The organism is Malaciobacter sp., assembly GCF_055140965.1.
This window is the reverse complement of sequence record NZ_JBSRRO010000032.1, coordinates 17,566-38,817: the sequence shown is the minus strand read 5'-3', so window position 1 is coordinate 38,817 and position 21,252 is coordinate 17,566. Positions and strand designations below refer to the sequence as shown.

Sequence of the window (21,252 nt, the reverse complement as noted above, 5' to 3'; positions counted from 1 at the left end):
GATTTATTATGAATGTTTACGAATATGCAATGAAAGTTGAAAAAGATGGTGAAGCTTACTACAATCACTTAGCTTCAAAAGCACCAAATAATGGTTTAAAAAAAGTATTTCATATTTTAGCAGAAGCAGAAGTAAGTCACTACAATGTTTTTAAAAGTATGAGAGATAAAGATGGTTCAGATTACAAAGCAATTGATATCTCAACAGATACAAAAACAATATTTGAAACTTTAAATGCCCAAAGAGCAAATGTAAGTTTTGATGCAGACCAAATCAAGTTTTATGAAGATGCCATAAAAAGAGAAGAGGATTCATATCAATTTTATATTGATAAAGCCCAAGAACTAGAAAATGAAGATGAAAAAACAGCTTTTATAAATATTGCAAAAGAAGAAGTAAAACACAAAGCAATACTAGAAGAGATTATTCATTTTATTCAAGAACCAGACAACTGGGTTGCAAGTGCAGAGTTTTAAAAAGCTTTTATTTATTTTTTTTCCAAATGGTTTTACCTGTGGCACAAACTTTATTTGTGCCTTTTATTTTTATAGTATGAACAAAAGAGTTTTCTGAACTATCTTTTTTTGTTGAAGATAAAATCACATCACCATATTGAGCTTCTGAGATAAAACGTCCATCAATAAAATACAAATAGTAGTTATTTAGTACCTCATCAGGTATTGATTCAATTAGCCATTGTAAATATCTAAGATTATTTACATGCTTATTTGTATCAGTATCGTACATATTTACTTTAAACTCTTTTCTATACTCAAAAGAGTCAAGGGCTTCAATCTTATTACTTATATCATGTTCAAGGGCTACTGTTTTACATGATGACCATCTTTTTAAAAAGTCTGGATGTATTCTTGTAGGTCGTCTTTTTTTTATATCATAAAAAAGCCATAAACCTCTAGCTCTTCCTATGATATTGTAGTCTTCATCATAAATAATATTTTCTCTAAGCCCTCTAATAGCGTGATATTTTGATATCCAAGTTCTAATAATGATTTTTTCTTTATACAAAGGATAGCGTTGCATTTGCATCACGCCAGATAACAATACCCATCCAAGATTTTCTGACATCAAAGATAAAAGATTATGCCCAGCATAATGACAATGCTCAGCAGCAGCTTCTTGAAGCAAAGTCAAAAGAGCAATAGGCGAAGCCTCCCCTAATCTATTCATCTCAAAAAATCTTAATTCAAACTCTTTATCAAAATAGTTTTCCACAAAAACTCCTTTACTAAATAGAATATATGTAATTTAATCCATATTGTCAAGGGTAAAGTATCTTACATCTTACAAATTAAATTTGCAAAACTATCTACTTCATCCCAGTTTGTATATTCGATTACACTTTTAGGATCAGTATCACCTTTTGTTAGCCACATAATAAATCTTATCATTTGTCTGTTAAAAACTCCATATTTTCGATAATCAAGTTTTCCACCAAAAACAGCTAAATTTTTTGGTTTCCATGATATCTGTTTTAAAAACTTAACTAAATATGGATTCGTTTCGGGTCTATTTTTATTTGGTTTTCTTGCCACAATATTTACAGAGAAAAAGGCATTTTTTTTCTCTTCTAAAATCTCTTGGTTTTTCTTTATAAATTCATATACTTTTTTATTATGTTTACCATATCTAATACTTGCGCCAATAATGATTTTATCAAATTGATTTTTTCACTATCAATTGATAATAATGTAACACTATTACTTTTTTGTTCAATAACATCTTTAATTTTATTACAAATCTTTATTGTATAATTATCTGTTGTTGAATAAACTATAATTATTTTTTCCATTTAAAATCCTTATAATAATAAACCTTATCATGATGACTAAAAGCAATTTTTTGAAGTTTTTGCAAAGCTTATAAATCATGAATATTTCCATAAGAAGATTGATTGATTTTAATGCCACTATAACTTGATGGCAAACTACTAGCATATAAAGTTAGTTTTAACATAACTACCTCATCTAAGATTTGCAAGAATTGTATGTTTTATACTACTTATTTCTTTGTAATAACCCCATAATTTTAGCAGTTGTACACTGTGAATGTTCTTTTAGTATATTGATATTAAAGTTTATAACTATTTATTAGATTAAATTTTAGTATTTAAAGATTTTTCTGCTTTTTCTATTTTATCTTCGATAATTTTTATTGTGCTATCAATATTTTTTAATATTAATTCTTTTTGCTCATTTGGAATACTTTCAGATAATAAATATTTTATTACATTTAGTGTTGTTTCCACAAGTATAAGGTCTTCTTGCAGATTCTTTCTAAATCTTTCTATTTTATTTATTGATGATTTTATTTTATTCTCCATAATTATCCCTTTCTCATAATATGTTCCATAGAACATTTATAAAGAATCATATCTATTATAAACTTACAAATAAATTACCCATAGGACATATTATGAATACAATTAGCTTTTCAAATGAAGAACTTGAAATTTTTTATAAGAAAATCGGAGATAATGTAAAAAAATATCGAAAAGAAAAAAATTTTACTCAAATGCAATTGGCACTAGGTATTGGACACAATTCAGTAGGACATGTAGCAAAAGCAGAACTATACAAATATGGCAAACACTTTAATTTAGAACAACTTTATAAAATATCTAAGATATTAGATGTAAACTTAAGTAAATTAATAGATGATTGATTCTTTTGGATATTATTCTAAAATTACAGTAAATTAAAATTCATTTTTGCATTAACTTAAGAATTGAAAATTAAAGAATATTAATAATTCTTTTGTTTATATAAGCTAAGTTATCGTTATCTACTGACTACTATTTTATTACTAATTAAAAAAACTCGATTTTAGAGATTAAATTAAATATTTTTGAAAGTAACCTTGTAAATTTTTACTATTTATTAGGCTTTTTAGAATTATATAAAAATGTACCAACTAATGTACTTAAAGAACCAAAACCAATTATTCCTGCTAACCAAGGTTGATTATTTACACCTAGATATGCTGTAACAGCAAGTCCACCCATACCAATAGCTAATGCACTAAATTGACCAAAGTATGTGCTAATATGCCTAAAATTTTGTTCTTTCTGTGCCATTTTAACAATATCTTGAGGAGCATTTTTATAAACTTTTCCATATTCTTTTAAAGTAAGAGGGTCAGGAAGTGGTCCAGAATGAATTTTCATTTGTTTAAAAGCTAGCCTAGATTTAGGGTCATGTTCTAAATCTGTAATTATTTTTTGAAGTAATTCAGGTTTTTCTTGAATTACTTTTTTAAGATTATTTTCTACTTCTATTTCTTGTGTTTGCTTGATTTCTTCTTCACTTGACATAGTTTTTCCATTTCATTTATGTTATAAAAATTTTTAATTGAAGTTTTTATATCAATACCAACCATTTCCCAATCATTTTCTTGATTATTAATATTGTAGTTAGGGAAAAGACTTAAAGCACTAGAATATCCATTAATAAAAGCTCTTAGTTGTCGTCCCATGATATATTCCTTTCTTAATTTTAAATCTAACTATTTATTAGTTGTACATTATACTAAAAATCTTTACAGATTGTCTTAAATATATAAACTATTATCAATGTTTCCAACAATTAAATCTGAAGTGCACTTTTTGAAAATTAGAAAATATAAATTGTAATTTTAACCAACTTAAGACTTAAGAGACTAAGACTAAGATGACAACTAACTCTATTTCTTTTTACGCCATAAAATGAACAGCAAAACAGGGTCAGGTGATAACAATAACCCTAAACCTGAACTAGCAACTGACCTCTATTTTCTAATAATTAAACTAAAACTATTTTAACCAAGTTTTTATTAATAGTTATTTTTATACATTTTTTAATACTATTATAATTTTCTAGCATTAAGTTATCGTTATCAACTCCTATCAAAATTGTAGTTACTTGTTATCTTACTCTCCATAATGTGACCACATTCTAGAGATTCTTATTTTCTTTTCATCTTCTATTACTTCATAAACTAGTCTATGCTGTATATTTATTCTTCGTGAATATGAACCGCTTAAATTACCAACAAGTTTCTCATAAGGTGGTGGATTTTGAAATGGGTCTTTTTTTATAATTCCAATAAGTTCTTTAGCTTTTTTATCTAAATTTGTACTTGATAAATTTTTAGCATCTTTAAGTGCTAACTTACTATAAAGTATTTTATACTCTACCATTCAATATCTTCACTAAAATCTTCATCAGAAGCATTCATTGACTCTTGAATCGAAGATGCCATGTTAGGTATAGAATTTAAATATAATGTTTCTTCTATTGCATTCCAATCTTCTTGTGAAAGCATAACTACGTTGTTTCTTTTTCCTGTAATAAGTACAGGTTCATGAGATTGTGCTGTTTCATCCATCACATTGTAAATATCCGCTCTAACTTGACTTACTGACATAATTTTTGTCATAGCTTGCCCTTTAATTTATTTTCCATATTGTACTAGATATCGTACGTGTTGTCAAGATGTGATAATTTTTTAGATAAGTTTGATTTTAAAAGTGATTACGAAGAAAGATTGTTTTTAAAAACAATCTTTCAATCTTTTTAGTGTAAGAAGTGTCTTTTTCCTGAAAAATAAAGTGCCATTCCAAACTCATCGGCTGCTTGTATAATCTCATCATCTCTTATACTTCCGCCTGGTTCGATTACACATTTTACACCTGCTTCTTGGGCAGCATCGATACTATCTCTAAATGGGAAAAATGCTTCACTTGCTAGTACTGAACCACTTACATCAAGTCCTAAATCTTCTGCTTTTCTTAAGGCTGCTTTTGCTGCATCTACTCTACTTGTCATACCCATACCAACAGCTACCATTGCAGAGTTTTTCACATATACTACGCAGTTTGATTTTGTCAAACTTGCTACTTTATATGCTATTTCCATATCTTTTATCTCTTGTTGTGTTGCTTCTCTTTTTGATTTTAGTTCACTATTTTTAACTTCATCATCTTCTACTTTATCAGCATCTTGATATACAAAACCACCATCAACAATTTTAAAATTAAAATCATCATTTGAAAGCTCTAGCTTTTTTTTACCTTGTTTAAATAGTTTGATTCTTTTCTTTTTATTTAGTTCTTGTTCAGCCTCTGGTGTAAAATCAGCTGCAAAAACTACTTCTAGAAAGATTTCATTCATTTTAATTGCAAGGTCTAAATCAACTATTCCATTTACTGCAACAACTCCACCAAATGCAGATATTGGGTCACATTTTAGTGCTTGTGTGTATGATTCTAGTAGTGTATCTTTAATAGCAAAGCCACATGGATTTCCATGTTTTACAATACATACTGCATTTTCATCACCAAATGCACTTGCTATTTTAGCAGCACCTGAGATATCTCCCATGTTATTGAAACTAGCTTCACCTTTTAAAGTAATAAATTTATTTGATAGGTGTTTATCGAACTCATATAAAGCACCTTTTTGATGTGGGTTTTCACCATATCTTGTATCAAATACTTTCTCACCAACGATAAATTGTTTTGCACCCATTCCATTGTTGAATCTTTTGTTCATATAGTTTGCAATCATAGAGTCATATGCAGCTGTGTGCTCATATGCTTTAATCATCATATCTCTTCTAAACTCAACTGTATTTGTATCATTTTTAAGATTATTTAATACAGTATCATAATCAGCTACATCAGTTACAATTATAACACTATCAAAGTTTTTTGCAGCACTTCTAACCATCGCTGGTCCACCAATATCAATGTTTTCAATAATTTGTTCAAAATCATCTGTTTTTTCAATAGTCTCTTTAAAAGGATATAAGTTTACACACACTAAATCAATACCCTCAACACCAAGCTCTTTTGCTTGTGTTTTGTGTGAGTCTTTATCTCTTCTATATAAAATTCCACCATGGATATATGGGTTTAAAGTTTTAACTCTTCCCTCAAAACACTCAGGAAATTTTGTAACTTCATCTGCTTCTATTACAGCTATTCCTGCTTCTTGAAGTTTTTTATAAGTACCACCTGTACTAATTATTTCATAACCTAAACCTACTAACTCTCGTGCGAAATTTTCAACACCACTTTTATCACTAACACTGATTAATGCTCTCATTAAAATGTTCTCCCTGTAAAATTTTAGAAAATAAAAAAGCCAAACTCAATTTAGAGTTTGGCTTTAGCAAGATTTGTTCTTACAAGTCTTGTTCAATAACTTGTTTGAACTTATTAAAGTATATATCACTAGCTTTTGATAACTCAACTTGTATATCATTAATAATAATTGATTTACCTTTTACCACACCTATTTGTTCAAAAGAGATTTCATTCTCTTTTGCTACTGCTTCAAATGCCTCTTTATTAGATGCTTTTACTTCTACTAATGCTCTACTTAAAGATTCAGAAAAAATATCTTTTGAATCATCAAGCTTAACATTTACCTCAACTCCCTTATCTCCAACAACTGCCATTTTTGATAATGAAACAGCAATACCACCAACATTTACATCTTTTGCAGATACTAAAAGTGATTGTTTATTTGCTTCAATAACTGTATTCCAAAGTTTTAACTCTTTTTCAAAGTCAACTTCTGGATGAACTCCAGCAACTTTGTCATACATTTTTTTCATATATAAACTTCCACCAAACTCAGATTTTGTATCTCCAAGTAAGTAGATTAAGTTTCCTTCATTTTGTAAGCTTGATGGTAAAACTTTATTTGCATCATCATTTACACCAACCATTGCAATTGATGGTGTTGGGAAAACTCCAACACCATTTGTTTCATTGTAAAGTGAAACATTTCCACCAATTACAGGAGTGATTAGTTCTCTACAAGCGTCTTTAATACCCTCACAAGCTTGTGCAAACTGCCACATAACTTCTGGATTTTCAGGATTACCAAAGTTTAGACAATCTGTGATTGCTTTTGGCATTGCGCCTGTCATTGCTACATTTCTACCTGATTCCATAACCGCTGCACTTGCACCTAATTTTGGATCTATATAACAAAATCTTGTATTACAATCAGCACTCATAGAAAGAGCTTTTCCAGTCTCTTTTACTCTAATTGAAGAACCATCTAATTTTCCTGGTCCTTTAACTGTATTTGTTTGTACCATTGAATCATATTGATTATATACCCAAGATTTATCAACAACTTCCATATCACTAAACATTGCATCAAATGCTTCTTGATTTGAAATATTTTTATCTAGTGATATATTTTTGATATCTTTTAAATATTCTGGCTCTTTTACAGGTCTATCTAAAATAGGAGCTTGTTCACTTACTGGTTGAACAGGTACTTCAGCACATTTTTCTCCATGCCAAAATAGTTCCATATTTCCAGTATTTGTTACTTCACCAATAACAGCAACATCAAGTTCCCACTTTTCAAAAATATCAATAATTTTTTGCTCGCAACCTTTTTTGGCACAAATAAGCATTCTTTCTTGAGACTCACTAAGCATAAAATCATAAGGAGTCATTCCATCTTCTCTTGCAGGCACTTTATCAAGATGCATAATCATACCGCTATTACTTCTTCCTGCCATTTCAAATGAAGATGAAGTAAGTCCAGCAGCACCCATATCTTGAATACCAATAATTAAATCTTCTTTAAATAACTCTAAGCAAGCTTCTAAAAGTAGTTTTTCAGTAAAAGGATCACCAACTTGAACAGTTGGTCTTTTTGATTCACTATCTTCATCAAATGATGCACTTGACATAACAGCTCCACCAAGTCCATCTCTTCCTGTTTTACTTCCCACATACATAACTGGATTTCCAACACCCTCAGCAATTCCTAAGAAAATCTCATCAGCTTTTGCAAGTCCTAAAGTAAATGCATTTACAAGGTTATTTCCAGCATAACACTCTTCAAAAGTTGTTTCACCACCTATTGTTGGTACTCCCATGCAATTACCATATCCACCAATACCAGCTACAACACCTCTTAATAAATATCTATGTTTTTGCGCAGTTTCACTGTTTCCCTCAATTCCAGCAAATCTAATAGAGTTCATATTTGCAACTGGTCTAGCACCCATTGTAAATACATCTCTTAAGATACCACCAACACCAGTAGCTGCACCTTGATAAGGTTCAATAAATGAAGGGTGATTATGTGATTCCATTTTAAATACAGCAGCATATCCATCTCCAATATCAATAACACCAGCATTTTCACCTGGTCCTTGAATAACCCATGGAGCTTTTGTAGGAAAACCATTTAGGTATTTTTTACTTGATTTATATGAGCAATGCTCACTCCACATAGCCGAAAAAATACCAATTTCCACATGATTTGGTTCTCTTCTTAAAATATTTCTAATCTGACCTAATTCCTCAAGTGTTAAAGAGTGCGCTAGTGCTATCTCTTCAATATTCATCTCTTTTTCTTGCATCTGTTACCTTAAAAGTTATTTCATAGTTAATGTGCGATTATATCTAAAAAGGGGTTAAAAAAACTTTTATCCCTCAGTTAGAATTTTTATTGAATTGTCTTTTAACTCAATAAAAAGTTCCTTTTTACCATCAAACTTATAATTTCTAGTTCTATATTTTTCATCCATCAAAACTTTATACATTTTTTTATTTAATGAATTAGGATAAGGTATTATATTTATATTTGAAAAAACAATAGTTTTATCTTCTTTTCTTGAAAAAATTCTTTTTTTATACTGTGAAAAACCATCTAAACCCAAACCATCATATCGTCTAAAATCATTTGAATAAAAAGACAAATATCTTTCAATATCAGATTTTCTCCATGCGTCTTTCCATTTATAAATAAATGATAATATTGAACTAATATCATCTTTTTTTACTTTTTCAATTTTACCTTCTGAGATTAAAACAAGTGCTTCATTTAATCTAATACTTTTATCTAAATTAACTAAATTTGGATTATCCAAAGCAATACAACCTTGTGTAAACTCTTCTCTTTTTTCATTTAAAGGCATACCATGAATCCAAATTCCATGCCCTTTTTTATTCATTGCTTTGTCAAAAGTATTTGGATAAGAAGTCACAAGTGCAAGTGGACCATAAAATGGATCAAGTTTTGTAAGTTTTGAAGTTAATTCATATACGCCCTCAGGAGTTTTTAAATCACCCTCAATTTGTTTGTCACCTGGTTTTTCACCAACAATTACATTATCTTGAACTACTTGTGAGAAAAGATTATTTACATTTTCTAAAACTTTTAACTCTTTTGTTCCTTTTTCTACTAAAATTAAGAATTTTTTAGACTCATAATAACCATATGTCACATCTTTTTTTTCTAAAAAGTTATTCCAATAACTCTTTTCTTGTAGTTGTTTTTCTAGTTTTTCTTTTACAGCATCAATTCCTTGTGTTCTATAAATATCTATTAAATCTGCAAATAAGAAAGATACACAAAGGGCAAACATAGCCAAAATACGCATTAAACACTCCAAATATTTTTTTTTAAGTTTTGCAATTGTATAATATTACCCCTAATTTTTATATAAAAGTAGTCTCATGAAAATCATATTTACATTAATCATATTTTTAACAACTGTTTTTGGAGTACAAGTTCAAGAATTAACATGGCCAAAAGGTGAAAGTTTTTTAACTTTTTTAGATAAATACAATATCTCTCAAAATCTCTATTTTAGTTTAGAAAAAGAGGATAAAGAGCTTTGTTCAGAGATCATTGCAGGTATTGATTATAACTTGATGCTAAATGAAGATGGTAGTTTAAAACAGGTTTTAATACCAGTTTCAGAAGAGATGCAACTTCATATTTATGAAACAAAAAAGGGAAAATATGCATTTGAAACAATACCAATTGCATATGAAGAGATAGATGAAACAATAGCAATAAAAATCCAAAGGTCACCATTTAAAGATATATTTGAAGCAACAGAAAACTTAGCTTTAGCAAATGAAGTTATGAGAGTTTATGGAAGAAGTATTAACTTTAGAGGTATTCAAAAAGGTGATTTTGTAGCACTAAAATATAAACAAAAAGTTAGAATGGGTAAATATTTTGGAACCCCTGAGCTAGTTGCTGCTATGGTAGAAGTAAACGGTAAAAGAAACTATAGATTAAAAAATAGACACAATTTAAAATATTATGATGAAAAAGGAAATGGTTACTCAAAAACCTATTTTTTCCAAATTCCTTTAACTTACAAAAGAATTTCAAGCCAATTTACAAGAAAAAGATGGCATCCTGTATTAAAAAGATATAGAGCACACCTAGGAACTGACTTTGCAGCACCAAGAGGAAGAAAAATATATGCAGCTGGTGATGGAAAAGTTATTTTTAAAGGAAGAAGAGGAGGATATGGTAATACCATAATCATAAGACACTCAAATGGATATAGAACACTATATGCCCATCAAAGTAGATTTAAAAGTGGTCTTAGAGTTGGAAGTTATGTAAGAAAAGGTACTCACATAGGATATGTAGGAAGTACAGGTCTTAGTTCAGGACCGCACTTACACCTTGGCTTATATAAAAATGGAAGAGCTATTAATCCTTTAAAAGTAATAACAAGAGGAAAAGAAGTAAAGCTTTCAGGAAAACAAAAAGCAACTTTTATAGCAAATACAAAAGATTATGTGCAAGAGCTTGATTTAGTAGTTAGCGACCAAAATAGAAAACTTCCTACAAAATTTGCAAGAAAAGAGAGTTATACACTGTTACAATAAAACTCAAGGAGTTTAAATGCAAAATGAAAATATTATAAAAGACCCAAATGAGCTTTTAGAGAAAATAGACAATCTGCACCCCTCAGATATTGCTTACTCATTGAGAAAAATTGAAAATGAAAGTATTGAAGACTTTTTTTATATCTTAAAAACTATTCCTGATGAACTTTTAGGGGAGGTTCTTTTAGAACTTCCTGACAATCTACGAGATGCTGCTTATGAAGAGCTATCAATCCAAAGACTTACAGATGCTGTTGATTTACTTGAATCAGATGATGCAACAGATATTATCCAAGAAATAGAAGAGATTGATAAGCAAAAAGCAAAAGAGATTTATGAGGGTTTAGAAGAAGAAGATAAAAAAGATATTGAATGGCTTAAAAGATATGAAGAGGATGAAGCTGGTGCATATATGCAAACTGAGCTATTCTCAGCAAAATTAAATGAAACAATTGGTGAATCAGTATATAGACTTAAAAATGCAAAAGCAAATGATGAATTAGTAAATATTCATCAAGTTTTTGTAGTAAATGATGAAAAATCACTAATAGCTTCAATCTCACTTGAAGATTTAATAATCTTTGATTTTGATAAAACTTATGAAGATATTATAAATGAAGCTGATGAGTTTAAATATAAACCCTTTAAAGTAAGTGATAATACACATATTGATGAAGTTGCAAAACATTTTGAACAGTATGACTTAAATGTTGTTGCTGTTGTTGGTTATCAAGATATGCTTATGGGTAGAATTACAAGTGATGATATTTTAGATGTAATTGAACAAAATGCAACAGAGCAAATGTATCAATTAGCAGGGGTACATGAAGATTTTGAACATGAAGACAATCTTATTACTACTGCAAAAAAAAGAGCAATTTGGTTATTTTTAAACTTAGGAACTGCTATTTTAGCCTCACTGGTAATTGGTTTGTTTGATCAAACTATACAAGCATATGTTGCATTAGCAATTTTGATGCCTATTGTAGCATCAATGGGAGGAAATGCAGGAACACAAACATTAGCTGTTATGGTAAGACAGTTAGCACTAGGAGATATTGAACTAGAAAATGCAAAAAGTGCCGTAAGAAAAGAGGTATTTATCTCTTTAGTAAATGGTGTATTATTTGCCATAATCATGGGATTTATTGCATGGCTTTGGTTTGATGAAAAACTTCTTGGTTTAGTTATTGCTTTATCTATGGTGATTAACCTTTTTAGTGCAGGTTTCTTTGGAGCTTCAATTCCTTTATTATTAAAAAAGTTCAATATAGACCCAGCAGTAGGAAGTACAGTTTTACTTACAACAGTTACTGATATAGTGGGCTTCTTTAGTTTCTTAATGTTAGCTAAAGTAATTCTTTTATAAAATGGCGAAAAATTAAAACTGATAAAGGAAAATTTAAGGATGGCTTTATTGAATAACGAAAAGTGTATTTTACCTTTAAGTAGTATAGCAGAACTTCTAACTACAAAAGCAAGAACTTTAAAAATGTATGAAGAAAAAGGACTATTTCCTAAAAGACAGAACCAAACAAAAAAACTTTATTCAATTACTGATGTTAGATTTATTGCATTTGTACACTATCTTGCAAGTGTAAAAAAAATAAATGCAAATGGAATAAAATATATTTTAGAGATGCTTCACAATAATATGGATGAAAAAAACAGAAATGAGTTTTTAGATATTGTTGAAAGTAAGTTAGAAAAAATATCAACAAGTGATGTAGAAGATATTGATAATTTCAAATAACTAGCAAATTTTTAAAATAAAAAAGGGGAACAAGAATATATTTCTTGTTCCCCTTTTTTTGTTTTTAAGTTATATTCTCACACTATTTAAATAATTAGATTTTAAGCTATTTTACTATATTTTACTACTGATATGTAATTAATATACATATAAATTGTTTTTTTATTACATAAATTATGTAACTATAGGAGTAACATGAGTAAAAAATATTCAACTGACTATGAGATAGGTCAGGACAACTTACAAAAATTCGGATTAGACATTCATAATCCTGTATTTATAATAAGTGCTTTAATTGTTTTAGCATTTGTTATAGTTACTGCAATTTTTCCATCAATTGCAAATGAAACATTAGATGGTGCAAAATGGTGGGCTATTAATAATTTTGATTGGTTATTTATGTCTTCAAGTAATATCTTTGTTATATTTTGTTTATTTCTTATTTTTTTACCAGTGGGTAAAATAAGAATTGGTGGAGAAGATGCAAAACCTGAGTTTTCAAAAATGTCATGGTTCTCAATGCTATTTGCAGCAGGAATGGGTATAGGACTTATGTTTTGGTCTGTTGCTGAACCAGTAGCATATTATACAGATTGGTGGCATACACCTTTAAATGTTGAAGCAAATACACCTCAAGCAAGAGAATTAGCAATGGGTGCTACAATGTTTCACTGGGGATTACACCCTTGGGCAATTTATGCAATTGTTGGTTTATCTTTGGCTTTCTTTTCATATAGTAAAAAGTTACCACTTACAATGAGATCAGCTTTTTATCCAATTTTAGGTGATAAAATCTGGGGTTGGCCAGGTCATGTAATTGATATATTAGCAGTATTTGCAACTATTTTTGGACTTGCAACTTCTTTAGGACTTGGAGCACAACAAGTAGCATCAGGATTACATTTTTTATTTGATGTTTCAAATGGTGTTGGTACACAAATTATTATTATTGTATGTATTACAGCTGTTGCAATTGTATCTGTTGTAAGAGGTTTAGAAGGTGGTGTAAAAATATTAAGTAATTTAAATATTCTTTTGGCTTTCTTATTAATTATGTTCGTAATCATTGTTGGTCCAACACTTGGAATTTTCAATGGTTTTTTAGATACAGTTGGCGCTTATGCTACAAATATGCTTGATTTGGCTAATTTTGTAGGAAGAGAAGATCAAGAATGGTTCCATGGTTGGACGATTTTTTATTGGGCTTGGTGGATTGCATGGTCACCTTTTGTTGGTATGTTCATAGCAAGAGTTTCAAAAGGTAGAACAGTAAGAGAGTTTATTATTGCTGTTTTATTAATTCCTACACTAATTACTGCTATTTGGATGAGTGCATTTGGTACTACTGGAATTGATCAAGTAATAAGTGAAACAGGTGCATTAGCAGATGGATTAACAGATAAATCATTGGCAATGTTTCAAATGTTAGAAAATCTTCCTTTATCATCAATTACTTCAGTTTTAGCAATATTTTTAGTAATTGTATTTTTTGTAACATCATCTGATTCAGGTTCATTAGTAATTGATAGTATCACAGCAGGTGGAAAATTAAATGCTCCAACAACACAAAGAGTTTTTTGGGCAGTTGTTGAAGGTGCTGTTGCCATATCACTTTTATATATGGGTGGAAAAGAAGCATTATCAGCACTTCAAGCAGGTTCAATTACCACAGCATTACCATTTACAATTATATTATTAGTTATGTGTTTTAGTCTTTATAAAGGATTAAATAGTGAATTAAAACATCTTGATTCATTAAAAAAGTAAATAAAAAAGTAAAGTAGCAATTGCTACTTTACTTTTGTAAAGAAGAAGAAACGATAGTTAAAAACTCATCTTTTGTTTTTTTATTTTGTTTAAACAAACCTCTAAGTGCTGAAGTAACAGTAGTAGAGCATATTTTTTCAACACCTCTCATCTCCATGCACATATGCCTTGCATCAATCATAACAGCAACACCTTTTGGTTTTAATGTATCATTTAATGCATCACAAATTTGTTCAGTCATTTGTTCTTGAATTTGTAATCTTCTAGCAAATACATTTACAACTCTTGGTATTTTACTAAGACCTACAACTTTTCCATTTGGAATATATGCAACATGAGCTTTCCCAATAATTGGTAACATATGATGTTCACATTGACTATAAAATTCAATATCTTTAATAACAACCATTTCATCATTTGTACTTGTAAATAGTGCAGATTTCAAGATATCTTCTGGATTTTCTTTATATCCCCCACAAATAAATTCAAAAGCTTTTCTTACTCTACTTGGAGTTTTTTCTAAACCTTCTCGTGTTACATCTTCACCAATATACTCTAAAATATTCCTTATTGAGTCTTCAAACTCTTGTTCTTTACCCATTTTTTTCCTTTAAAACTTTATCATATCACTCATACTCCACATTGGAATAAATATTGCATATATAATCCAAAGAATCAATCCCATTATTAATAAAAAAACAATAGGCTGTATCCAAAAGGAGAGTGACTTAACTTTATTCTCAAAACTTATTTTATAAACTTTTTCTATTTCAAAAGTGACTTTAGATAAACTATTTGATTTTTCACCTGTATTAATCAAGTTTAATACAAAACCATCAAATAAATTTGTAATCTCAAAAGCAAAAGATATACTTTTACCACTTTTTATCAAAGTTTCAATGAGCGATATTTTATCTAAAAGATATTTGTTTTTAATTAAATAACGAAGACTACTTAAAGTATCAAAAAATTCATAATTTGCTTTTTGTAAAATATTTAAAATTATAAATATTTTATAAAGTTCAAAATCTAAAACTATTTTACTACATAAAGGTATCTTAAGAAGCACTATTTTAGAAACTATATATTTAAACTTATCATTTGATTTATAAAAAAAATAGATAAATAAAAAAATTAACAGATTAAATAATATTATATAAAAAATATAACTATTTAAAAAATCTTTTAATGAATAAAGTAAAATAGTTGCACTATTTGCTTTTATTGCATTGCTATTAATCAAAGGTTCAAAAGCAGGTAAGACAAAATAAAATATTGCTAATATAGAAAATATCAAGGTTAATAATAATACAAAAGGATAGAAAAAGGCTTTTTTAAAACTATTTTTTACTTCTAATTGAAACTTCAAAAGTCTACTCAAAGCTTTTATAGCTAGATTTAAATCACCATTTTTATTTACAATTTTAAAAAAACTTTTAACAATATAATCAACTTTAAATCTTTGTTCATCATAATTTAAACCTTTTGCATTTTTCACATTATTTGATAAATCTTTTAAAAACTCTTTATGTTTTTTATTTTTTCTATTATTTCTTAAAATATTTAAAGAAGTAGTAACATCAATATTAGAATCCAACATCAAATCAAGTTCATAAAAGATTTGATATATCTCTTTAGTATCAAAAATATATTTACTTTTTTTAAACTTAGTATTCATCTTTTTTTTAATTTTTATAGTATTTTTTGGTAGTTGAATCTCATCTAAATTATCACAAATAATAACTTTTGAACAAAGTTTTGAGTTTTCTTGATAATATATTTTATATTTCATCTTCAAAACCTAGTACTTTATAAACCTCATCTAAAGTTGTTAAACCTTTTTTTACTTTATTTTTTGCATCAAAATATATATCTTCATAATTTATAGAATCTAAATATGTTTTATACTCATAGTTTGAACTATTTTTTGCAATTAATGAGCTCATATTTTCGTCTATTTTTATATGTTCACAAATAGCTGTTCTTCCTTGATATTTTGTATAATTACAGTTTTTACATCCTTTAAAAGCACAATTAGGACAAACCTTTAAAACAAGTCTTTGATAAAATATTGATTTTAAAGTTGAAGATAGTAAATAGCTTTGAGAATTCAAATCAAGAAGTCTACTAATTGAGTTTAGTGCACTATTTGAGTGTATTGTTGATAAAACCAAATGCCCCGTCAATGAAGCTTGAATAGCTATTTGCAAAGATAACTTATCTCTAATTTCTCCAATAAATATAATATCAGGATCTTGCCTTAATATATTTTTTAAAACTGAGGAGAAACTAACATCTAACTTATCATTTACATTTATTTGTGTTATTCCATCAAGTTTATATTCAACAGGGTCTTCAACTGTAATAATCTTTTTATTATCTAAATCAAAACTTTTTAATATTGAATAAAGTGTAGTTGTTTTTCCGCTTCCTGTTGGTCCACAAACTAAAACTAAACCTTGTGTTAAATTAGATATATTACTCAAAGAGTTATAAATTGACTTTGAAAACTCTAGATATTTTAAATCCTTTTTTATACTTTTATTATCTAAAATTCTAAGAACAATTGATTCACCTGATATTGTTGGCAAAATAGAGACTCTAAAATCATAACTATTTTCATTTAACTTTTCATTTATTCTTCCATCTAAAGCCTTTCTATACTGAGTGATATCCAACTTTGCTTTTAACTTTATAATTGAGCTAATAACTTTATAAAAAGCCAAATCAAAACTAATAATGTGTTTTAGTTTTCCATCAATTCTAAATCTTATAAAAAGAGTTTTTTCATTTGTCTCAATATGTATATCACTTGCTCTTTTTTCAATACTAAATTCAAGTAAGAGTTTAAAAAATTTATCTATATGATTTTGGGAGTTCTCTTTTAAATTTTCTAAGCTTTTTTTATATAACAAATATAATTCGTATCTTGTATTAAAATCACTTAAATAAAAAAGTACCTCTTCTTCTTTTATATTTATAAAACTTGTCAAATTAAAAAAACATTTTTTAGCAAAAGTTATATCACTTTTTTTACAAACAGCACAGTAAGAATATACATCGTCTTCATATATAGGTAGTATTAAACTCTTTTGTAAAGCATTTATATCAAACTTTTTTACTAACTCATAATCAATAACAAACTCTTTAATTTTATTCACTACTAATCCTTTTTTCCCATTTATTATTTATTAATACATAATCAAAAACGATTGATTGGGTATTTTGTACTTCTACTAAAGAATCATCTCTTTTTTTTAAAAAATCTAAGTTACTTTTTTTAATAATATCTTTTTCAATAATTTCATAATCTTTTGATAGTTCAATAAAAATATCTGCCTTTACCATATTTGATTTATTTTTTATTATTAAACTTTTTATATTTGTATTTGAACTTATTGTTTCAATAAACTGTGTTGCATAGAGTAGTTTTAGCATTGAAGTCTCTATTTTAAGCTCTAAGCTACTCTTTTTTTTAATTAAAGAGTTTATTTTTATTTTCTCTTTTTCAAAATAATTACTAAGCGATAAAAAAAGTTTTTCTTCATCAATTCTATTATCTTTAGTTTTTAATATTAAAGCATTATTTGAGATATTAATCTTTTTTATTTTGTTAAAATTCTCAAATAAAAATATTATTATTAGAGTAAACAAAACTGGAAGTAAAAATAGTTCTATTTTCTCTAAAAGTGTAAACTTTCCTATTTTTTTATCTATTTTCTTGTATAAATAATTTTGCTTCATACTCACTACTTTGTTTATTATGTTCTAAAAAATTCACCTTTGCACCTATTTTTTTAGAAAAATTTTCAATATTTACTACTTTATTAGAACTTACAAGTAAGTCTATTTTATTACTTTTTATAGTTAAATCTTTAAATTTTAAATTATGTGCAAAGGAGTTATTTAAAATATCAATTAACTTTTTTGTTTTTAAATCTTTTTTCTCTTTAGTAAATAAAACCTTATTTTCTACACTATTAGTTACTCTATTTTGAGTATATAAAAAATAATTCACTAAAAAAACTATGCATAAAATACAATTTAAGATAAGTGCATTAAGATAGTTATTTGATGAAAAATCAAGTATATTATATTTGTTTTTCTGACTTTTATTTATAAGTTTTTCAAAGCTTTTATTATCAAGATTTGTTATCTTTGAGATTTCAATATTGAGTTTGTTTTTGATTAGCTGTATTAATTCATCTTCATTTAGTTTATACTTTAAGTTCAAAAAGTAGTAGAGTTTTTTATTTTTTAAAAGTATTAAATAAGAATCATAAAAAAGTAAAGTATATAAACTATCACTATTTATATTATCTAAAAAGAGTAAAGCAAAATCATTTTTTTCAAATACAAAGACTTGATAAGAGTTTAGTTGTTGTATATAACTATAATAAACATACTTATGTTTATAAGATATATTCTTCAATTGCAAATTTGAACAAATAAACTCTTTGATATATTTATCATCTATTTGCTCATTTACTTGTATTAAAATAGTAAAAAAGTAGTTATTTAAAATGTTAAACTTTTCCATAAAGAAAGTTTAACATAAAAATAATAAAATTAGTTATTTAAAAACTTTTTTGATTCACTTAAAAAATGCTCTCTTGCAAATTTATGTTTTATTATAGGTTTTGTATATCCTTTTATAGTATTTGAAAAAAGAAAATCTTCATCATGTATATCTTTTGCATTTACATTACTTAATGCTTTTAAATGCTTTTTGATATACAATGCATCTTTATCAAACTTTTTAGCTTGTAAATATGGATTAAAGACTCTAAAATATGGTTGTGCATCTATTCCTGTACTTGAACTCCACTGCCAAGAAAGTATGTTTGAAGCTGCATCATAATCCATAAGGTGCTTTGCAAAAAAAGCTTCTCCTTTTTGCCATGGAAGCATTAGATGTTTACAAAAAAATGAAGCTACAATCATACGCACTCTATTGTGCATATAACCAGTAGTAAGTAATTCACTAACACCTGCATCAATAATAGGAACTCCTGTTTTTGCACTTATAAATTTTTCATAATAATCTTTGTTGAAACTATAAGGAGCATAGCTTCTAAAATCTTGTGTATGAAGTTTAGGAAAGTGATATAAAAGTGAAGCATAAAAATCTCTAAAAACTAGTTGTCTAAAAAATGCTTCTGTATCAAAACCTTGTTTTTTTAAAGTTATTAACTCTCTTAATATACTTCTTATACTTATTGTTCCAAATCTTAAATCAACACTTAAATTAGAAGTTGCATCTTCATTTAAATAATCTCTTAAATCTTTATAGCTTATAAGTTTAGATTTTAATTGTTTTAATTTTTTTAAAGGTGATTCGTATTTTATACTATTTTGTTTAAATCCAATTGTATCAATACTGAGTGTTTTTTGAATAAGCTTGTTTTCTTTAAACTCATTTATATAATCAAAAAATTCAAAACTACTTAATTTATTTGTTTCAAGTTCATATTTTAAAGAGTGCTCTTTTGTATAAACTTGTTTTGCTTCTTTATAATATGGAGAAAAGACAACATAAGGTGAAGAATCTTTTTTCAAAATCTCCCTTGGTTCATAAATATAACAATCATACAAAGGTATAAAATTGATTATTTTAGCTACTTCTTCATCTCTTTTTCTTGCATAATTATCATAATCAACACTTGCATAAACTTCATCATAAGCTTTTGATTTCAAGTACTTAAATACATCAATAACATCAGCATAAAATATAGCTAAATCTAAACTATATTTTTTTAACTCATCTTTTAATTGTATTACTTTTTTAAAAATATAATCAACTCTTTTATCATCACTTTTAAGTTCTAATAAAATTTTTTTATCAAAGATAAATATAGGCAAAACTTCATTTGCTTTTATTGATAAAAGCATAGAGTCATCAACTCTTAAATCTCTTCTAAACCATAAAACTGTTTTTTTATTTTCCACTATTAATATCACTTCTTAATGCTAATTTATCAGGATAAGGATGTAAAAACTTCTGTTTTAATAAAAACTCTTTTTCATACTTTACACTAAACATTTTAATAAGTGCAATTACTGTAATTAATGGAATAATTTTCTCTTTGTATTGAGCTATTAAATCTTTTAATTCTATTTTCTCTTTTGAAGTTAAATCTTTTTTAAAAAATCCCACCATATGTTCTAAAACATTTACTGTTTTACTTATTTTGCTCTTAGTTGCAATAGTTTGTTTAAATAACTGTTTATATTCATCCATAATATCTTTTAAACTCTTTTTTTCATGATTTGCTACTATATTTCCAAGTTCTCTGTATAGAACTTCATTTTTTGAGTGAAGTAAATATTTATAAGATGTATGAAATTCAACTAGTTCATTAAATTTTGTTATTTTGTTACTTAACTCTTCTACTTCACTATATGCAAAAATTTGCATAATAAAATTTTCTCTTAGCCAAGCATCATTAAGTCTTGCTTCTTCTTCTATTGGAAGGTATTTAAACTCTTCTTTACACATAGCAGCAAATACACCATCTTTTTTTCCTTGAGGCATTCCATTTTCATAATATTTTGTGCTACCTAATCCACAGCTTGGAGATTTTGATTTCAATATTATTCCACAGATTGCTTGTTTTTTAAGATTATCTATTTCTTGAGAAGAAGCTTCAAATACTTTACTTGTAACATCTTCTTTTGTAAAAACTGTTTTAAGCTCTAAATCTTTTTCTTTTTCACTAATGATTCTAATTGTTTCTCTTGGTGTTCCCAATGCCAAATGCTCTGGACAAAAAGGCACAAATTGTGCATATTCAGATAGTGTTTTAAGAACAAATTTATTCATTTGATTTGACCCATCATATCGAACATTATTTCCCAATAAACAACTTGATACAGCTAATAACATAGATAATCCTCAATTTAATTTCATTTTTTAATTATATCATCAATAGTTGTTCTTTAATACACAATTTATGTTCATTGATGACAACTTTTTACTATATCTTTTGATTATAATATATATAATAAAGGATAATAAGTAAAGTTTTTGATACTATATGTAACACAATATAGGCAA

General features: G+C 27.2%; 24 protein-coding genes. 6 read left to right on the top strand and 18 right to left on the bottom strand.

Translation table 11 applies throughout. The annotated features are described in order from the left end of the window. The first annotated feature begins 8 nt into the window (after positions 1-8). Positions 9-476: a ferritin family protein gene (locus tag ACTCCZ_RS09760; RefSeq protein WP_079579060.1), complete on the top strand. Its 468-nt coding sequence runs from the start codon at positions 9-11 to the stop codon at positions 474-476. 7 nt (positions 477-483) lie between these two features. On the opposite strand, the gene ACTCCZ_RS09755 is transcribed toward ACTCCZ_RS09760, so the two are convergent. From ACTCCZ_RS09755 to ACTCCZ_RS09740, 4 genes are all read right to left on the bottom strand, one after another. Then, positions 484-1,233, bottom strand: coding sequence for an acyl-[acyl-carrier-protein] thioesterase (locus ACTCCZ_RS09755; protein ID WP_079579058.1), 750 nt, complete (start codon positions 1,231-1,233; stop codon positions 484-486). Between the two features lie 62 nt (positions 1,234-1,295). Further along, entirely contained in the window at positions 1,296-1,652 is a 357-nt protein-coding gene (gene hemG / locus ACTCCZ_RS09750) for a menaquinone-dependent protoporphyrinogen IX dehydrogenase (RefSeq protein WP_265734242.1), read from the bottom strand. Further along, positions 1,610-1,810: an NADPH-dependent FMN reductase family protein gene (locus ACTCCZ_RS09745; RefSeq protein ID WP_196778278.1), complete on the bottom strand. Its 201-nt coding sequence runs from the start codon at positions 1,808-1,810 to the stop codon at positions 1,610-1,612. Before ACTCCZ_RS09745 ends, hemG begins: the two co-directional genes overlap by 43 nt. A 303-nt stretch (positions 1,811-2,113) precedes the next feature. Next, the gene (locus ACTCCZ_RS09740) at positions 2,114-2,341 is read right to left on the bottom strand and encodes a hypothetical protein (protein WP_079579055.1); all 228 of its coding nucleotides are present in this window, start codon (positions 2,339-2,341) and stop codon (positions 2,114-2,116) included. Positions 2,342-2,433: 92 nt separating this feature from the next. Between ACTCCZ_RS09740 and ACTCCZ_RS09735 the strand changes: the two genes are divergently transcribed. Further along, a complete protein-coding gene (locus ACTCCZ_RS09735; protein ID WP_079579053.1) occupies positions 2,434-2,682 on the top strand; it encodes a helix-turn-helix domain-containing protein in 249 nt (82 codons plus the stop codon). A gap of 208 nt (positions 2,683-2,890) precedes the next feature. Here the strand turns inward: ACTCCZ_RS09735 and ACTCCZ_RS09730 are convergent, their stop codons facing one another. From ACTCCZ_RS09730 to ACTCCZ_RS09700, 7 genes are all read right to left on the bottom strand, one after another. After that, a complete protein-coding gene (locus ACTCCZ_RS09730; protein WP_079579051.1) occupies positions 2,891-3,331 on the bottom strand; it encodes a DUF2335 domain-containing protein in 441 nt (146 codons plus the stop codon). Next, on the bottom strand, positions 3,292-3,492 hold the full coding sequence (locus ACTCCZ_RS09725) for a hypothetical protein (protein WP_079579049.1): 201 nt from the start codon (positions 3,490-3,492) through the stop codon (positions 3,292-3,294). Before ACTCCZ_RS09725 ends, ACTCCZ_RS09730 begins: the two co-directional genes overlap by 40 nt. A gap of 433 nt (positions 3,493-3,925) precedes the next feature. Continuing rightward, the gene (locus tag ACTCCZ_RS09720; RefSeq protein ID WP_079579047.1) at positions 3,926-4,195 is read right to left on the bottom strand and encodes a Txe/YoeB family addiction module toxin; all 270 of its coding nucleotides are present in this window, start codon (positions 4,193-4,195) and stop codon (positions 3,926-3,928) included. Then, entirely contained in the window at positions 4,189-4,434 is a 246-nt protein-coding gene (locus ACTCCZ_RS09715) for a type II toxin-antitoxin system Phd/YefM family antitoxin (RefSeq protein ID WP_079579045.1), read from the bottom strand. Before ACTCCZ_RS09715 ends, ACTCCZ_RS09720 begins: the two co-directional genes overlap by 7 nt. Positions 4,435-4,571: 137 nt before the next feature. Beyond that, positions 4,572-6,104 carry a bifunctional phosphoribosylaminoimidazolecarboxamide formyltransferase/IMP cyclohydrolase gene (gene purH / locus ACTCCZ_RS09710; RefSeq protein WP_079579043.1) on the bottom strand — a complete coding sequence of 511 codons (1,533 nt, stop codon included), beginning with the start codon at positions 6,102-6,104 and terminating at the stop codon, positions 4,572-4,574. 79 nt (positions 6,105-6,183) lie between these two features. Further along, positions 6,184-8,397, bottom strand: coding sequence for a phosphoribosylformylglycinamidine synthase subunit PurL (gene purL, locus ACTCCZ_RS09705; RefSeq protein ID WP_079579041.1), 2,214 nt, complete (start codon positions 8,395-8,397; stop codon positions 6,184-6,186). Positions 8,398-8,463: 66 nt separating this feature from the next. After that, positions 8,464-9,420 carry a L,D-transpeptidase family protein gene (locus ACTCCZ_RS09700; protein WP_079579039.1) on the bottom strand — a complete coding sequence of 319 codons (957 nt, stop codon included), beginning with the start codon at positions 9,418-9,420 and terminating at the stop codon, positions 8,464-8,466. Between the two features lie 76 nt (positions 9,421-9,496). On the opposite strand from ACTCCZ_RS09700, the gene ACTCCZ_RS09695 reads away from it, so the two are divergent. The 4 genes from ACTCCZ_RS09695 (at position 9,497) to ACTCCZ_RS09680 (ending at position 14,195) form a co-directional block, all read left to right on the top strand. Further along, positions 9,497-10,675: a peptidoglycan DD-metalloendopeptidase family protein gene (locus ACTCCZ_RS09695; RefSeq protein ID WP_079579037.1), complete on the top strand. Its 1,179-nt coding sequence runs from the start codon at positions 9,497-9,499 to the stop codon at positions 10,673-10,675. A gap of 16 nt (positions 10,676-10,691) precedes the next feature. Beyond that, on the top strand, positions 10,692-12,044 hold the full coding sequence (mgtE, locus tag ACTCCZ_RS09690) for a magnesium transporter (RefSeq protein ID WP_079579035.1): 1,353 nt from the start codon (positions 10,692-10,694) through the stop codon (positions 12,042-12,044). Between the two features lie 39 nt (positions 12,045-12,083). Further along, a complete protein-coding gene (locus ACTCCZ_RS09685) occupies positions 12,084-12,428 on the top strand; it encodes a MerR family transcriptional regulator (protein WP_079579033.1) in 345 nt (114 codons plus the stop codon). Positions 12,429-12,623: 195 nt separating this feature from the next. Next, on the top strand, positions 12,624-14,195 hold the full coding sequence (locus ACTCCZ_RS09680; RefSeq protein ID WP_079579031.1) for a BCCT family transporter: 1,572 nt from the start codon (positions 12,624-12,626) through the stop codon (positions 14,193-14,195). 28 nt (positions 14,196-14,223) lie between these two features. Here ACTCCZ_RS09680 and folE read toward each other — a convergent pair whose 3' ends face one another. The 7 genes from folE to ACTCCZ_RS09645 are packed head-to-tail and all read right to left on the bottom strand — an operon-like array spanning position 14,224 to position 21,081. After that, positions 14,224-14,796, bottom strand: coding sequence for a GTP cyclohydrolase I FolE (folE, locus tag ACTCCZ_RS09675; protein ID WP_079579029.1), 573 nt, complete (start codon positions 14,794-14,796; stop codon positions 14,224-14,226). Positions 14,797-14,805: 9 nt separating this feature from the next. After that, positions 14,806-15,987: a type II secretion system F family protein gene (locus tag ACTCCZ_RS09670; protein WP_463187291.1), complete on the bottom strand. Its 1,182-nt coding sequence runs from the start codon at positions 15,985-15,987 to the stop codon at positions 14,806-14,808. Next, complete coding sequence (locus ACTCCZ_RS09665; RefSeq protein ID WP_079579025.1) at positions 15,977-17,356, bottom strand: GspE/PulE family protein; 1,380 nt, start codon at positions 17,354-17,356, stop codon at positions 15,977-15,979. The genes ACTCCZ_RS09670 and ACTCCZ_RS09665 overlap by 11 nt, the downstream gene beginning before the upstream one ends. Beyond that, a complete protein-coding gene (locus ACTCCZ_RS09660) occupies positions 17,349-17,939 on the bottom strand; it encodes a hypothetical protein (protein ID WP_079579023.1) in 591 nt (196 codons plus the stop codon). Before ACTCCZ_RS09660 ends, ACTCCZ_RS09665 begins: the two co-directional genes overlap by 8 nt. After that, the gene (locus tag ACTCCZ_RS09655) at positions 17,905-18,735 is read right to left on the bottom strand and encodes a hypothetical protein (RefSeq protein WP_079579021.1); all 831 of its coding nucleotides are present in this window, start codon (positions 18,733-18,735) and stop codon (positions 17,905-17,907) included. The genes ACTCCZ_RS09660 and ACTCCZ_RS09655 overlap by 35 nt, the downstream gene beginning before the upstream one ends. A 29-nt stretch (positions 18,736-18,764) precedes the next feature. Beyond that, positions 18,765-20,144 (bottom strand): cryptochrome/photolyase family protein, encoded by a 1,380-nt coding sequence (locus tag ACTCCZ_RS09650; protein WP_228145331.1) that lies wholly within the window; start codon positions 20,142-20,144, stop codon positions 18,765-18,767. Beyond that, on the bottom strand, positions 20,134-21,081 hold the full coding sequence (locus tag ACTCCZ_RS09645; RefSeq protein WP_079579019.1) for a YbgA family protein: 948 nt from the start codon (positions 21,079-21,081) through the stop codon (positions 20,134-20,136). The genes ACTCCZ_RS09650 and ACTCCZ_RS09645 overlap by 11 nt, the downstream gene beginning before the upstream one ends. Between the last annotated feature and the right edge of the window lie 171 nt (positions 21,082-21,252).

Excerpts from the sequence above, each read along its gene's own strand:
- ACTCCZ_RS09760 (WP_079579060.1), top strand. The coding sequence starts at position 9 with ATGAATGTTTACGAATATGCAATGAAAGTTGAAAAAGATGGTGAAGCT.
- ACTCCZ_RS09745 (WP_196778278.1), bottom strand. The coding sequence starts at position 1,810 with ATGGAAAAAATAATTATAGTTTATTCAACAACAGATAATTATACAATA.
- ACTCCZ_RS09740 (WP_079579055.1), bottom strand. The coding sequence starts at position 2,341 with ATGGAGAATAAAATAAAATCATCAATAAATAAAATAGAAAGATTTAGA.
- ACTCCZ_RS09735 (WP_079579053.1), top strand. The coding sequence starts at position 2,434 with ATGAATACAATTAGCTTTTCAAATGAAGAACTTGAAATTTTTTATAAG.
- ACTCCZ_RS09730 (WP_079579051.1), bottom strand. The coding sequence starts at position 3,331 with ATGTCAAGTGAAGAAGAAATCAAGCAAACACAAGAAATAGAAGTAGAA.
- ACTCCZ_RS09725 (WP_079579049.1), bottom strand. The coding sequence starts at position 3,492 with ATGGGACGACAACTAAGAGCTTTTATTAATGGATATTCTAGTGCTTTA.
- ACTCCZ_RS09720 (WP_079579047.1), bottom strand. The coding sequence starts at position 4,195 with ATGGTAGAGTATAAAATACTTTATAGTAAGTTAGCACTTAAAGATGCT.
- ACTCCZ_RS09715 (WP_079579045.1), bottom strand. The coding sequence starts at position 4,434 with ATGACAAAAATTATGTCAGTAAGTCAAGTTAGAGCGGATATTTACAAT.
- purH (WP_079579043.1), bottom strand. The coding sequence starts at position 6,104 with ATGAGAGCATTAATCAGTGTTAGTGATAAAAGTGGTGTTGAAAATTTC.
- purL (WP_079579041.1), bottom strand. The coding sequence starts at position 8,397 with ATGCAAGAAAAAGAGATGAATATTGAAGAGATAGCACTAGCGCACTCT.
- ACTCCZ_RS09700 (WP_079579039.1), bottom strand. The coding sequence starts at position 9,420 with ATGCGTATTTTGGCTATGTTTGCCCTTTGTGTATCTTTCTTATTTGCA.
- ACTCCZ_RS09695 (WP_079579037.1), top strand. The coding sequence starts at position 9,497 with ATGAAAATCATATTTACATTAATCATATTTTTAACAACTGTTTTTGGA.
- mgtE (WP_079579035.1), top strand. The coding sequence starts at position 10,692 with ATGCAAAATGAAAATATTATAAAAGACCCAAATGAGCTTTTAGAGAAA.
- ACTCCZ_RS09685 (WP_079579033.1), top strand. The coding sequence starts at position 12,084 with ATGGCTTTATTGAATAACGAAAAGTGTATTTTACCTTTAAGTAGTATA.
- ACTCCZ_RS09680 (WP_079579031.1), top strand. The coding sequence starts at position 12,624 with ATGAGTAAAAAATATTCAACTGACTATGAGATAGGTCAGGACAACTTA.
- folE (WP_079579029.1), bottom strand. The coding sequence starts at position 14,796 with ATGGGTAAAGAACAAGAGTTTGAAGACTCAATAAGGAATATTTTAGAG.
- ACTCCZ_RS09670 (WP_463187291.1), bottom strand. The coding sequence starts at position 15,987 with ATGAAATATAAAATATATTATCAAGAAAACTCAAAACTTTGTTCAAAA.
- ACTCCZ_RS09660 (WP_079579023.1), bottom strand. The coding sequence starts at position 17,939 with ATGAAGCAAAATTATTTATACAAGAAAATAGATAAAAAAATAGGAAAG.
- ACTCCZ_RS09655 (WP_079579021.1), bottom strand. The coding sequence starts at position 18,735 with ATGGAAAAGTTTAACATTTTAAATAACTACTTTTTTACTATTTTAATA.
- ACTCCZ_RS09645 (WP_079579019.1), bottom strand. The coding sequence starts at position 21,081 with ATGTTATTAGCTGTATCAAGTTGTTTATTGGGAAATAATGTTCGATAT.